Source organism: Acidovorax sp. sif1233 (assembly GCF_019218755.1).
In the GTDB taxonomy this organism is placed as follows: domain Bacteria; phylum Pseudomonadota; class Gammaproteobacteria; order Burkholderiales; family Burkholderiaceae_C; genus Acidovorax.
In genome coordinates, this window is record NZ_JAHUWZ010000006.1 from 256,096 (window position 1) to 269,096 (window position 13,001).

A 13,001-nucleotide genomic window follows, 5' to 3' on the forward strand; every position below is an offset into this window, starting at 1 on the left:
GGCGGTTACTCCTGGGGGGTGAACGACGAGAGGGTGACCGGGCCCCGTGGCGTGCTGAGCTGCGCGGTGAGCCGGGGCGTGTTGCCGGGTGTGATGGCGACGGAGTTTGCTACCCCCACGGCTTCGCACGCGGCCTGCAGCGTGGCGGCCTGCGGATGCTGCAGCGCGAGCTGCTGCAGTTGCACACCACTGGCGGGCAGGCTGCTGCACGGGTGCACGTCGCCCCACTGGATGAGGGTGGGCAGGCAGCCGTCCATGAGGCGCAGGCCGTCGTCGCGCACGGTGATCTGCCATTGCAGCAGGCCATTCGGCGTAGGGCGGCTGGCGGTGACGATGGCGCCGCGCTCGATGTACCGCGCCACCAGCGCGGCACACCGCTCGGCCACGTCGGGCACGCTGGCCACCCAGTGGATCAGCTGTGGGCCGTGTTGTGCCACCTGTTGTCGCAAGGCAGCATCATCCATATCAAACCAGCGGCTGGCGCTTTCTGGTATTGCGGGAGCAGCTCCTTTGTTGATAGCAATTATTTCCAGGTAGGCGCGCGGGTGGGTGGGGCCGGAGACATTGAAGATGCGGTTGTGCGTGCCCATCAGAGGGTGTTCACCGCCCGCTGTGGGGGTGATGCCCAGCGTGCGTTCGCACCAGGCTACGCCGCTGGCCAGGTCGGCGGCCAACACGACCAGATGGTCTACGCACGGGGCCAAGGGGCTCGCTGTCACAGCAGCACCTCGCCCGACACGCAGGTGACCGAACTGCCGCCCACCCAGATCGTGTCGCCGTCCTGCTCCACATAGACGCGCCCGGCGCGGCTCAGGCAGGTGCCCTGACTGGCCACGTATTTTGTGGGGGCCAGTCCCGCGCCGATGAGCCACTGGGCCAGCGCGGCGTTCAGGCTGCCGGTGACGGGGTCTTCGGCCAGGCCGTTGTTGCCGGGGAAAAAGGCGCGCACTTCAAAGGCGATGCCTTCGGCGTCGGTGCTGCCGATGACACCGACCTTTCCGCGCGGTCCGACCACACCCACATCCAGCTGGCCCAGGATGCTGGCGTCGGGCTTGAGCGCCAGCACCTGTTCGCTGCTGCGCAGCATCACACCGCGCCAGTTGGGGCCGTTGTCGCACCAGGCGTGGTGCAGGATGTCGCTGCGGTCCACCCCCAGACCCCGGGCAATCAAGGTCACGTCGTCTTCCGCCAGCGGGCCACTTTTGATCAACGCAGGCGCGGCAAAAGCCAGGCGGTCGCCGTCCTGGCGCAGCGCGACCAGGCCCACGCCGCATTCCTGCACCACCTTGCCGGCCACCTGGGGCTGGCCCCCGGCCTGCAGCCAGGCGTGGCAGCTGCCCAGCGTGGGGTGGCCGGCAAAGGGCAGTTCGCGCCCGGGGCAGAAGATACGCACGCGGTAGTCGGCACCGGCGGCGCGGCCTTGCGAGGTGGGTGGGAGCAAGAAGGTGGCTTCTGACAGGTTGGTCCAGTTCGTGAACTCCTGCATGGCTTCGGTGGACAGGCCCGTGCCGTCCAGCACCACGGCCAGTGGGTTGCCCCGGTAGGCCTGGGCGGTGAAAACATCGACTTGTTTGAAGGGGCGTTGTTGCATGGTGGTCAGGGTCCTTGAAGCAAAAAAGCGGTGAAACGGGCGGTGGATCGGTCGAGCTGGGCACGCCGGGGGCTGACCGGGGGTCTGGAGTTCTTGGGCTTGTGTTCGGTGGGCACCTGGGAGGAAGGAGTCCGCCGGGGTGGGGGTCAGCCGCTGGGGCGCGGGGTTTTGGACCAGCTCATAGCAGCACCGAGCCTTCAATGCAGGTGACGGCGCGCCCGCCCACCCAGAGCTGGTGGTCGTCGTCCTGGCGGATGTGCACGCGGCCCGCACGGCCCAGGCACTCGCCCTGGGCCACCAGGTAGCTGCGCGGGGCCAGGCCGTCGGCGATCAGCCATTCGGCGAGGCTGGCATTGAGGGTGCCGGTGACCGGGTCTTCCGGGTTGCCCATGGGCGCGGCAAACGCGCGCACCACCACGCCGGGCCGGCTGGTGTCGCTGGCGGCGGGGCCCACATGGATCACGCCCACGTCCTGGCCCAGGTCCTTCAGGCGCGCATGGTCGGGCTTGAGGCCCAGCACGGTGTCCGCGCTGTCGAGCAGCAGGCCCAGCCACACGGGGCCGTTGTCCAGCAGCTGCGCGCCCTGGATCTGCTGGGGGCGCACGCCGAGCGCGCTGGCGATCAGCGGCACCAGCGCGGGGCTGGGCGCGCTGCGCTGGAGGGGCGGTGCGGCAAAGGCCAGGGTGTCCTTTGCCTGCGCGATGCGCACCAGGCCCAGCGCGCACTCCTGGATCGCCAGGCCGCTCTGGCGCGGCGTGTTGCCCGCCTGCAGCCAGGCGTGGCAGGTGCCCAGCGTGGGGTGTCCGGCAAAGGGCAGCTCGCCATTGGGGCTGAAGATGCGCAGGCGGTAGTCGGCGCCCGCAGCGCGCCCGGCCTCGGTGGGGGGCAGCAGGAAGGTGGTTTCCGACAGGTTGGTCCAGGCCGCGAAGCGGCGCATGTCGCTGTCGTCCAGGCCGTCGGCATCCAGCACCACCGCGACCGGGTTGCCGTAGCCGGGCCGGTCGCTGAAGACGTCGATCTGCTTGAAGGGGCGCTGGTGCATGGTGAGGTTCAGGAGAGAGGCTGGTCCAATACGCCCCGAGCGCCGGGGCGGGTGCTGACCGTGTTGTACCACCGCTCCAGGTGCGGCCGCGCGATGCGGTCCTGCGGCAGGCCCCACCAGCGGTGGATCTCGCAGCCCACGGGAATGTCGGCCATGGTGAACCGGTCTCCCGCCATGAAGGGCTGGCGTGCCAGGTGCGCATCCAGCATCGCCACCAGGGGCTCGGTGGCCGCCACCGACGCGGCAATCAGCGCATCGCTGCGCTGCGCGGCCGGCGTGCGTATCCACTGGATGAAGGCATCGCGCCCGGCCGGGTTCAGCGTGGTCTGCTGCCAGTCCATCCACTGCTCGGCCACGAAGCGCTCGCGCAACGCATCGGGGTACAGCTCGCCCATGGAATGCCGGGCACACAGGTAGCGCACGATGGGGTTGGACTCCCACAGCACGGCGCCCGTGTCGTCATCCTCGATCAGCGGGACGAGGCCGTTGGGGTTGAGCCCGAGGTAGCGGGCCTCGCGCACGATGCCGAACTGCCCCCCCGCATCGGTGCGCTGCAGCGTGATGCCCAGCTCCTGCGCCGCCCACACCACCTTGCGCACGTTGATGGACGAGAGCCGTCCCCAGAGCCTCAGCATGTTGAATCAACTTTCATGGTGCGTTGCGCGGCCCGTGACGCAGCAGGAAGCGGGCGCGGCCCAGGCGAGGTGGCCGCGCTGCGCCACAGGGGTTGTTCACTTGCTATCGCGGATCGCGGCGGCCAGCGCGGCGATGCCCGTGGCGATCTGCTCCACCGTGGACGTGACGAACGACAGGCGCAGCGTGCGCGGGTCGGCGTTGTCGGCATAGAAGGCCGCGCCGGGCACGAAGGCCACATTGCGCTCCACCGCCTTGGGCAGCAGCTCGATGGCGCTCATGCCCTCGGGCAGGCGCACCCACAGGAACATGCCGCCGTCGGGGCGGTTCCATTGCACGGACAGGCCCTGCATCTCCTTGTCGAGCGCGGCCAGCATGGCCTCGCACTGCTGCTTGTACAGCGCGCGGATGGTGGGCACGTGGCGGTCCAGGAAGTTGCCCTTCATCACCTCGGCCACCAGGCGCTGGTTGTAGCCGGGCGTGTGCAGGTCGGCCGCCTGCTTGGCCTGCAGCAGCTTGGGGTACACGGCCTTGGGCGCCACGACGAAACCCAGGCGCAGGCCGGGGGCCAGCACCTTGGAGAACGAGCCCATGTAGATGCAGCCCTCGGGGTTGCGCGCCGTGAGCGGTGCGGGTGGCGGCGTGTCGAACCACAGGTCGCCGTAGGGGTTGTCCTCCACCAGCGGCAGGTTCAGTTCGGCGGCGGCCTGCACCAGGGCGGCTCGGCGGGCTTCGCTCATGGTGCGGCCCGTCGGGTTCTGGAAGTTGGGCAGCACGTACAGGAAGCGCGCCTTGCCGGCGCCCGTGCCCACCTTGGCCTTCAGGTCGTCAATCAGAACGCCTTCATCGTCGCTGGCCACGGACACCACGGCGGGCTCCATGGGTGTGAAGGCCTGCAGCGCGCCCAGGTAGGTGGGTGTTTCCACCAGCACGCGGCTGTCCGTGTCGATCAGCACCTTGGCGATCAGGTCCAGCGCCTGCTGCGAGCCGGTGGTGATCAGCACCTGGTCGGCGTCCACGTCCCAGGGCAGGAAGTCGGCGATGGCCTGGCGCAGCGGGGCGAAGCCTTCGCTGGCGGCGTACTGCAGCGCGGCCGGGCCGTCGTTGGCCAGCACGGCGGCGGAGGCTTCGGCAAAGGCCGAGACCGGGAAGGTCCTGGGCGAGGGCAGTCCGCCGGCCAGGCTGATGATGCCGGGCTTTTCGGTGACCTTGAGGATTTCGCGGATGACCGAAGGGTTCATGCGCTCGGCGCGGCGCGCCAGGGTCCAGGTGCTGGTCTGTGGAAGGTCGTTCAGTTTCACTCTCGTCTCCTGCGGGCAGTCCCCAAGGACCGCCCCTGTTGCAAAGTCGTCAAAAAATCGGATGCGGCGCGCCGGGCCGGGCACTGCGTCAGTCCACGATGAACAGTGTGGCGCCCTGTGGCGACGTGGATCGATGGGGTTCCGCATTGTCGGCCACCTGGTAGCTCATGCCCGGCGCCAGGGTGAACTGGCGGCCGTCGGCCAGCTCGGTGTGCAATTCTCCGCTCAGGCACAGCAGCACGTGGCCTTTGACGCACCAGTGGTCCGACACATACCCTGGCGTGTACTCCACCATGCGCACGCGCACATCGCCAAACTGCTGCGTGCGCCAGAAGACCTGGCCGGCCTGCGCGCTTTTTTCCTCGCGGGGAATGCCAGACCAGTCGGTGGTGGCAAACGGGATGTCGTGTAGCTGCATTTTCTCCTCAGTCCTTCAGGGAAGCCATGGCGTTGATCTCGGCCGCGCCCCGGGGGCGCAGGCGCTGCGCAGGGCCCGCCTTCATGCGGGGGCTCCTTGCCGGACGGGCATCCTCTTGCCCATGAACACCGTGGCGATCACCGCCAGGCCGAAGCCCAGGGTGGCCGCGTCCAGGCGCTCGCCCAGCAGCGGCACGGCGAAGAGCAGGCTCAGGAAGGGCTGGATGAGCTGCAGCTGGCTCACGCGCACGGCACCCAGCGCGAGGGCCCGGTACCAGGCAAAAAAGCCGATCCACATCGAGAACAGGGCCACGTAGACGAAGCCCAGCCAGCTCATGCCGCCGATGGAAGAGGGCACGGCGGGCGCGAACCACCAGGCCACCGGGATGGTCAGCGGAAGGCTGCACACGAGCACCCAGCAGATCACCTGCTCGGCGCCTAGGCGCGGCGTGAGCCGTGCCCCGCCGATGTAGCCGAAAGCGCCCGTGGTCATTGCAATGAGGAGATAGATGTTGGCCGCGCCCAGGTACAGCCCCCCTGCACGCCACACCATGAAGCCCAGCACCAGGCCGCTGCCCAGTACCGCGCACGCCCAGAACCCCGCGGAGGGCCGCTGGCGGAACCACAGCGCGCCGAGCACGGCGGTGGACAGGGGCAGCAGCGCCGTGACCACCGCGCCGTGGGTGCTGGGCACGTGGCGCAGCGCCAGCGCGAGGAAGAGCGGAAACCCCACGATCACGCCAAAGGCCGTGATGGCGAGCAGCGGCCACTCCGTGCGGCGCGGCACGTTGAGCCGCCCGCGGCCGTGCTGCCATGCCAGGTAGGCCACGGACAGGAGCCCGGCCACCGCCGCGCGGCCGAAGGTGACGAACCAGGGCGAAAGCTGGGGGGCGTCCACGGGGCCCACCGCCAGGCGGGTCATCGGCAGGGTGGCGGCAAACAAGGTGACGCCCACCAGGCCCCAGACCAGCGCTTCGCGTTCCTGTGCGCGGTTCATAGGGTGAGCATCCACACGGCCGTGGCCACCAGCACCAGGGCCAGCGCGCGGTTGAACCAGAGCAGGCGGCTGCCCTGCGCCAGCCACTGGCGCAGCAGCGAGCCGACCAGCGCATAGACGAAATTGCTCGTGAACGCGAACACCATCATCACGGCGCAGATGATCGCCAGGCGCTCGCCGGGGTTGGCCGCCGGCTGCCCGGCCGCATTCACCACCCAGCCCGCGCTGAGCGTGAGCGCCAGCATCCAGGCCTTGATGTTCACGAACTGCAGGCCCACGCCCTGCCAGAAGGTCACGGAGAGGCGGGTGCTGTCCAATTCGGCCAGCTGGCCTGCGCGGCTGAGCTTCCAGGCCAGCCAGAGCATGTAGGCCACGCCCAGCAGGGTCACCGCCCAGCGCAGGGCCGGCACGCCCGTGATCAGCGCGCCCAGGCCCAGGCCGCTGCCGAGCATCAGCAGCGTCCAGCCCGCCGGAACCGCCAGGCAAAAGCGCAGGGCGCGCCGCAGGCCCAGGTTGGCGGCCAGCGCAGTGGACAAGGTGGTGTTGGGCCCCGGCGAGAAACTCATCGCGGTGCAGAACAGCAGCAGGGCAGTCAGTTCGGGGGCGCTCATGGTGCGGGGATAGGCGGGGCTCAGTGGGGGGAACTTGTCAACGCTGAGGCTTCAATGTAATCTTCCAGCCCAGTACACAACCAATACAGTTCAGCAGCGCAGTTCGTGATCTGTATTGGCCGCGATAACAGTACACAAGGACACCGCCATGCTGATGAAAACCTCCACCCAGTCGCTGACCGAGCAGCTGTCGGCGCGTTTTGGCGAGCGCATCCGCAACCGGCTGCTGGCGCCGGGCGCGCGCCTGCCGTCGGTGCGGCAGTGCGCGCAGCAGCACGGCGTGAGCCCCTCCACCGTGGTGGCCGCCTATGACCAGCTGCTGGCGCAGGGCCTGGTGGAGGCGCGCAAGAACCGGGGTTTCTTCGTGCGGGAGATGGCCACCGCGCTGCTGGAGCGGGCGCCGGAGGACGACGCGGCCGCGCAAGAGGTCGAGCGCGGCATGGGCAACTGGAGCACGGCGCACTGGTTCGCGGCCCGGGGCGCTGGGCGCGGCGCGGCGCGCGGGGCGCCGCCCGTCAATGCCACGGCGCTCATCCGCGGCATGTTCCACAAGGTGAGCGACAAGCCACAGCCCGGCATGGGCGTGTTTCCGCCCGACTGGCTGGAGTCCACCTTCATGCCAGCCGCCGTGCGCAAGGTGACCAACACGCGCGCGCTGCAGGACTTCTCGCTGCAATACGGCGAGCCGCTGGGCGACACGGGGCTGCGGCGGGTGCTGTCCAAGAAGCTGGCCACGCTCAGCGTGCACGCGGCGCCCGAGAACATCATCACCACCGTGGGCGCCACGCACGCGCTCGACATCGTGAGCCGCACGCTGCTGCGCCCGGGCGACCCGGTGATGGTGGAGGAGCCGGGCTGGGCCGTGGAGTTCGCGCGCCTGGCCGCCCTGGGCATGCACATCCTGCCGGTGCCGCGCCGCGCCGACGGGCCCGACCTGGAGGTCATGGCGAAGTACTGCGAGGTGCACCAGCCCAAGCTCTACGTGAGCGTGAGCGTGTTCCACAACCCCACGGGCTACTGCCTGTCGCCCGGCAGCGCCCACCGCATCCTGCAGCTGGCCAACCAATACAACTTCCACGTGGTGGAGGACGACACCTACAGCCACATCGCGCCCGAGCATGCCACGCGGCTCACGGCGCTGGACGGGCTGCAGCGCACCATCTACGTGAGCGGCTTCGCCAAGATCCTCGCTCCCAACTGGCGCATCGGCTTCCTCGCAGCGCACCCCTCGCTGATCGAGCAGCTGCTGGACACCAAGCTGCTCGCGACCCTCACCACGCCCGCGCTGCTGGAGAAGGCGCTGGCGCTGTGCATCGAGCAGGGCCAGCTGCGCCGCCACGCCGAGCGCATCCGCACGCGGCTCGACGCGGCACGCGCGCGCAGCGTGAAGCTGGCGCTCGGGGCCGGCTGCACCTTCGCGGCCGAGCCCGTGGGACTGTTCGGCTGGGTGGAGACGGGCGTGGACACCGACGCGCTGGCGCAGCGCATGCTGGACGAGGGCTATCTGCTGGCGCCCGGGGCGCTGTTCCACGCCGAGCGCAAGCCCAGCACCCTCATGCGCATCAACTTCGCCACCACGCAGGAGGCGGCGTTCTGGAAGACTTTCGCGCGCGTGCGCGATGAGCAAGGGCGGTAGGCAGTTACCGTTGGCTCCAAACCGGGGGTGCTCCCACTGGACGCGTCTTCATCGCGCCATCAGCGGCCCCCGCGCACCTCACCCCAGCTGGCCGTTGCGCAGTGCGCGGCCCCGCCAGCGCCACCGTGGAGCCGGCTTTGCCGGGCCGCGGGTGGCGTCCCCCTGGGAGGGAAGACGCGCAGCGGCTCAGGGGGCTTCCGTGGGAGGCTTACTTCCTGTCGACCACCAGGTCTGACAGCACGCGCAGCAGGGCGCGGTTGACCTCTTCCAGGTCGAGCTCATAGGTCTCGCACAGCTGGCGGATGGCGCTGGCGTCGTCCGTCTCCAGCGCGCAGGCCATCTGCAGGCCTTCGGTGTAGGGGCCGGTGCGCAGCACCGTGGCATCGTAGATGCGCTCGGACAGGGGCAGGCGCCGCAGGATCGTGCCCAGGGATTCACCCAGCAGCTCGTCGATCTGCGAGAGCAGGCCGCACAGGTAGATCTCGCGGCGCAAATCGTTTTCCACGCCCGCGTCCAGCAACTGCGCGGTCAGGCGGGCGCGCATCACCATGGCCTCGCGCACCGGGTGCATGTTGGGGTCCGTGCTCGCGTGGGGCAGCTGGTCGGACAGCCAGCGCTTGATGGAGCCGTAGCCCATCATCACCAGGCCCCGGCGCAGCGAGTCGATTCCGGTGCGCAGGCCGAGCGCGGCCGAGTTGGTGTACACCATGAAGCGGTAGGCCAGCAGCGGGTCCTCGCCCATGATGGCCTCGAAGGTCTCGAGCGATTGCTCGTCGTCGATGGCCTTCATGAGCTTGAAGATCACCGCGTGCGAGGGCTGCTGGGGGTGGTGGCGCAGGCTGTAGAGCACGTCCTCCGACGGCCAGCCGGCCAGCGCCAGCGCGTTGTTCTGGTCCAGGCAATGCTCCATGAGCGCGCGGCTGGCGACGTTTTCGTACATCTGCCCGGCCAGCACCGGGCTGGCGGCGCGCAGCGGCTGCGCGGGCGCGCCGGGACGGGCGGGCGCGGCCTGCAGCGCCGCCACGGCGTCTTCGGGGCGCAGGGTGAGCAGGCTGTTGTCGAAGCACTGGGCTATGTCGGGTTCTGGCAGCTTGCCCAGTTCACCCCGCCACACCAGCTTGAGGCCCCGCTGGTGCGCGGACCTGACGCGCGTGTAGATGGCGGAATCGGCCAGCCAGCCGCCCCGCACCTCGATCCACGGGGTGCCGCGCGGCGCGTGCTCGAGCATGTCGCACAGCAGCTGGCGGCTCTGGGGCGACAGCAGGATCGGCGGGGAACTGGCCGACCAGAGCTCCTGCAGCGTGCGCAGCAGATGGGCGGCATCGACCAGGGCCGTTGCCTCGCTGTGCACGTAGAGCTGGATGCCGGCGAGTTTGCGGGCGCGGCTCCACAAGGGGCGATAGCCCAGAATCAGGCTGCCAAGGACAGATTGGACCATGTGCTCTCAGGCAAATGTACGGGGGCCTGTTCCCGGGTGGGGGCATCCCCTCCACCGCGTGAGCAGGTCCTAGCTAATGAAGTTGAACAGAGACAGCTTCTGGACCTGGGCATAGGACTTGAGCGCAGCCTCATAGCCCACCTGCTGGTTCTGGAAGTCCGAAATTCCCTGGATCATATCGAGATCCTCGGCGCGTGAGCGGTCGCTTTCGAGCTGGATGGAGCGCTTTTCCTGGTCGCCCGTGATGCGGTCCGCGCGGTTGAGCAATTCACCCGCATAGCCGCGCATGTTGTGCATGCGCTCCAGGCCGATGTCCATGTTGCCCAGCGCCTGCCCCACGGCCTGCGCCGCCGCATTGCTGTTGGGTGCGTTTCGGATGCCGTTGATCGCGCTGTCCATGGTGCTGAACATGCTAGGGCTGGGCTGCAGGGTGATGGTGTCCCCGTTGGCCGGATTGCCCTTGATGTCGAAGGTCAGCCCCGGAATGCCGGTGACGGCAATGGTCACCGGCTTGTCCGATGGAAAGTCGGGCACCACCACGGCGGGGGAGACGGCGCCGGTGGTGGTGTTGGTGAGGGTGTAGGTGGCGGTCGTGGTGCCGGGCGTGGCTCCGGGGCCGACGGCGCTGAACGTGATGGTGTAGTTGTCGCCGGTCACCAGGCTCGGGTCCACGGGCGTGATGGCCGTGGTGTTGAGGATGCGCCCGGTGGGAATGGCGCTGATGCCGGCGGTGTAGACGCCGTCGCGCTGCGGGTCGAACATGAAGGCGGCTTCGCCGTCCAGCGCGCCGGGAATGGTCACGCCGGAGCTGGCCGCCTGCCCGGGCAGCCCGTCGAAGCTGTAGTCCGGCGAGCTGCTCAGCGGGCCGAGGAACGGCGCGAGCGCGCTGCCCAGCGCGCCCAGCAGCGGAATGCCGTTGGTGTCCTTGCGGTTGGCCACTTCCACCAGCTGTTCGCGCAGGCCCTGCAGCTGGTTGGCGATGGTGGTGCGCTCGTTGGGTGTGAGGGCGGCATTGCCGGCGCTCACCACCAGTTCGCGGAAGTTCTGTACCAGATTCACGGCATCGCCCAGGGCCGATTCGGCCTGCGCGATGGCGTTGCGCTGGGTTTCCAGCGCGCGCTGCTCGGTCTGGATGCGGGCCAGGCGGTTGATGGCGCGCTCGGCCTGCGCGGCCGACACCGGGTCGTCGCTCGCCCGCACCACGCGCTTGCCCGAGGTCAGGTTTTCCTGCAGGTTCGACAGGCTGGTCTGCCGCGTGCCCAGATTGCGCAGGGCGTTGTCATACATGTTGGCGGTGCCAAGGCGGTAGATGCTATTGCTCATGTCGAACTCCTAACTCCTGTCCGCATTCAGCGGCCCAGGCCCTGCAGCAGCGAGTCAAAGATGTTTTGCGCGATCTGGATCATCTTGGAAGATGCCTGGTAGGCCTGCTGGTATTGGATCAGCCTTGCGGCCTCTTCGTCCAGATTCACCCCCGAGATCGCGGTGCGGTCCCGCTCCAGGTTGGACGCGATGGTGGTGGACAGCTCGGCGGCGAACAGCGCGCTCTGCGTGCGGGTGCCCACCTGGGCGATGGCGCCCGCGTAGCCGTCGCTGAGCGTGGAGTCGTCGAACATCTTCACGTCGCGCAGGCCCATGAGGGCGCTGGCGTTGCCCGAGTTGCGGGTGAACGTGTCGCCGTACTGGGGGTCGGCGGCGTTGCCGATGACGACCGTGTCGCCGGTGTTCGGCGAGCCCTGCAGCTTGATCTCCCAGCCGTTGATGGAGATGGCCGCGCCGGGCGTGTAGGGCTGTGCGGCGGCGATCGTCGTGGGGGGCGCCGTGCCGCGGTCCAGCACGTCGTAGGTGGTCGGCGGGCCGGCGGTGAAGCGCAGCTGCACCCCGCCCAGGATCGGCGGCACCGCGGCCGGGTTCGCATTGGCCGGCAGCACCAGCCCCGGCGGGTTGGGCAGGCCCGTGGCCTTGAGCCCCGACAGCTGCAGCGTTCCGCCGTTGGACGTGCCCATGGCCGCGTTGACCGGATTGGCCACCGCCAGGTCGCGTGGCGAGTACACCAGGGACTGGATGTTGGCCGCCGCCGTGCTGAACGGTTTGAACAGCATGCGCTCGCCGGGGTTGCCGGGCGTGGTCAGGTTGAAGTTCAGGCCGTCGATCTGCAGCGTGGCGAGGTTGGCCGCGTCGGTGAAGGGGGTGGACTTGCCGTCCGACAGCCGCACCACCTGCCCGGCCGTGCCGGTGGTGAAGCGGATCTCGTAGTCCGACGCCGCGAACTGCGTGGGGCCGGTGAACGACACCGTGCCGACGCCCGCGCCATTGGTGTGGCCCGGCATGCTGGTGGGTACCGCGAACAGGTCCTTGCCCAGCGCGCCGTCGAGCGTGAGGCCCAGGTTGTGCTGGTCGTTCATGGTCATGCCGATGGCCATCGCCATGCGGCCCAGCAGGTTGCGGCCTTCGCTCAGGTCGTTGTTGTTGAAGCGCAGCAGGCCGGACATCGACCCGCCGCCCAGCACGTTCTCGTCCATTTCCACGGCCGGTGCGCCGGGCCGGTTGAAGAACAGCTTGAGCTGACCGCTGCCGGGAAAGGCCGTCGCATCCCCGACCGACAGGCTGGTCGCCGTGGTGCCCAGCACCAGGGGCTGGCTGCCCGCCACGAACAGGCCCACGGTGCCGTCGTCGGCCGGGATCTGCGTGGTCTGCACGTACTGGTTGATGTCGCGGATGATCTGGTCGCGCTGGTCCAGCAGGTCGTTGGGCGTCTGGCCGTTGCCCTTGGCGCGCGCGATCTGCTCGTTCACGCTGGCCATCTGCTGGGCCAGGCTGTTGACGGCCGTCACGCTGCTCTGCAGCTGTTCGGTGACGGTGTACTGGATCTCGTTGATGCGGTCGGCGGCCGAGCGCATGCGCGAGGCCGTTTCGTCCATGCGCGTGAGCACCACGGTGCGCGCCGTGATGTCGGTGGGGGCGCTCACCACGTCCGAGAACGCATTCATCATGTCGTTGATGGCGGCACCCAGGCCTGCCGTGCCGCCGCTGAAGACCTCCTGCAACTGGCGCAGGCGCTCGGCCCGCACGATGTCGGAAGACTGCACCGAGCCCGCCGTGGCCGACTGGCGCGTGAGCAGCTCGCTCTGGTTGCGCAGGATGGTCTGCACGTCCACGCCCTGGCCGATGTAGCCGCCGCCGGTGAACTGGCCCTGCACGGTCTGCAGCACCACCGTCTGGCGCGAATAGCCAGGCGTATTGACGTTGGCGATGTTGTGGCCCGCCGTCTGCAGGGCCACCTGGTTGGCCAGCAGGGCGCGGGCGCCGACGTTGAGAAGACTCATGGCTTACCT

12 protein-coding genes are annotated in these 13,001 nt (G+C 69.1%); 1 reads left to right on the plus strand and 11 read right to left on the minus strand.

What is annotated here, in order from left to right; translation table 11 throughout:
- Positions 1–5 precede the first annotated feature (5 nt).
- The 8 genes from KW843_RS20215 to KW843_RS20250 form a co-directional block, all read right to left on the minus strand.
- Entirely contained in the window at positions 6–704 is a 699-nt protein-coding gene (locus KW843_RS20215) for a VOC family protein (protein WP_218296933.1), read from the minus strand.
- Positions 705–715: 11 nt separating this feature from the next.
- A complete protein-coding gene (locus KW843_RS20220) occupies positions 716–1,591 on the minus strand; it encodes a PhzF family phenazine biosynthesis protein (RefSeq protein WP_218296934.1) in 876 nt (291 codons plus the stop codon).
- A 178-nt stretch (positions 1,592–1,769) separates the two neighbouring features.
- A complete protein-coding gene (locus KW843_RS20225; protein ID WP_218296935.1) occupies positions 1,770–2,633 on the minus strand; it encodes a PhzF family phenazine biosynthesis protein in 864 nt (287 codons plus the stop codon).
- A gap of 8 nt (positions 2,634–2,641) precedes the next feature.
- Positions 2,642–3,268, minus strand: a complete 627-nt coding sequence (locus tag KW843_RS20230; protein WP_218296936.1) for a glutathione S-transferase — start codon at positions 3,266–3,268, stop codon at positions 2,642–2,644.
- A gap of 96 nt (positions 3,269–3,364) precedes the next feature.
- The gene (locus KW843_RS20235) at positions 3,365–4,567 is read right to left on the minus strand and encodes a PLP-dependent aminotransferase family protein (RefSeq protein WP_218296937.1); all 1,203 of its coding nucleotides are present in this window, start codon (positions 4,565–4,567) and stop codon (positions 3,365–3,367) included.
- An 88-nt stretch (positions 4,568–4,655) separates the two neighbouring features.
- The gene (locus KW843_RS20240; RefSeq protein WP_218296938.1) at positions 4,656–4,985 is read right to left on the minus strand and encodes a DHCW motif cupin fold protein; all 330 of its coding nucleotides are present in this window, start codon (positions 4,983–4,985) and stop codon (positions 4,656–4,658) included.
- An 81-nt stretch (positions 4,986–5,066) separates the two neighbouring features.
- Positions 5,067–5,981 carry a DMT family transporter gene (locus KW843_RS20245; RefSeq protein WP_218296939.1) on the minus strand — a complete coding sequence of 305 codons (915 nt, stop codon included), beginning with the start codon at positions 5,979–5,981 and terminating at the stop codon, positions 5,067–5,069.
- Positions 5,978–6,592: a LysE family translocator gene (locus tag KW843_RS20250; protein ID WP_218296940.1), complete on the minus strand. Its 615-nt coding sequence runs from the start codon at positions 6,590–6,592 to the stop codon at positions 5,978–5,980. The genes KW843_RS20245 and KW843_RS20250 overlap by 4 nt, the downstream gene beginning before the upstream one ends.
- A gap of 148 nt (positions 6,593–6,740) precedes the next feature.
- Between KW843_RS20250 and KW843_RS20255 the strand changes: the two genes are divergently transcribed.
- Positions 6,741–8,228 carry a PLP-dependent aminotransferase family protein gene (locus KW843_RS20255; protein WP_218296941.1) on the plus strand — a complete coding sequence of 496 codons (1,488 nt, stop codon included), beginning with the start codon at positions 6,741–6,743 and terminating at the stop codon, positions 8,226–8,228.
- Positions 8,229–8,436: 208 nt separating this feature from the next.
- Here the strand turns inward: KW843_RS20255 and KW843_RS20260 are convergent, their stop codons facing one another.
- From KW843_RS20260 to flgK, 3 genes are all read right to left on the minus strand, one after another.
- Complete coding sequence (locus KW843_RS20260; protein WP_218296942.1) at positions 8,437–9,666, minus strand: HDOD domain-containing protein; 1,230 nt, start codon at positions 9,664–9,666, stop codon at positions 8,437–8,439.
- Positions 9,667–9,735: 69 nt separating this feature from the next.
- The gene (gene flgL, locus KW843_RS20265) at positions 9,736–10,989 is read right to left on the minus strand and encodes a flagellar hook-associated protein FlgL (protein WP_218296943.1); all 1,254 of its coding nucleotides are present in this window, start codon (positions 10,987–10,989) and stop codon (positions 9,736–9,738) included.
- Positions 10,990–11,015: 26 nt separating this feature from the next.
- Positions 11,016–12,992 carry a flagellar hook-associated protein FlgK gene (flgK, locus tag KW843_RS20270; protein ID WP_218296944.1) on the minus strand — a complete coding sequence of 659 codons (1,977 nt, stop codon included), beginning with the start codon at positions 12,990–12,992 and terminating at the stop codon, positions 11,016–11,018.
- Between the last annotated feature and the right edge of the window lie 9 nt (positions 12,993–13,001).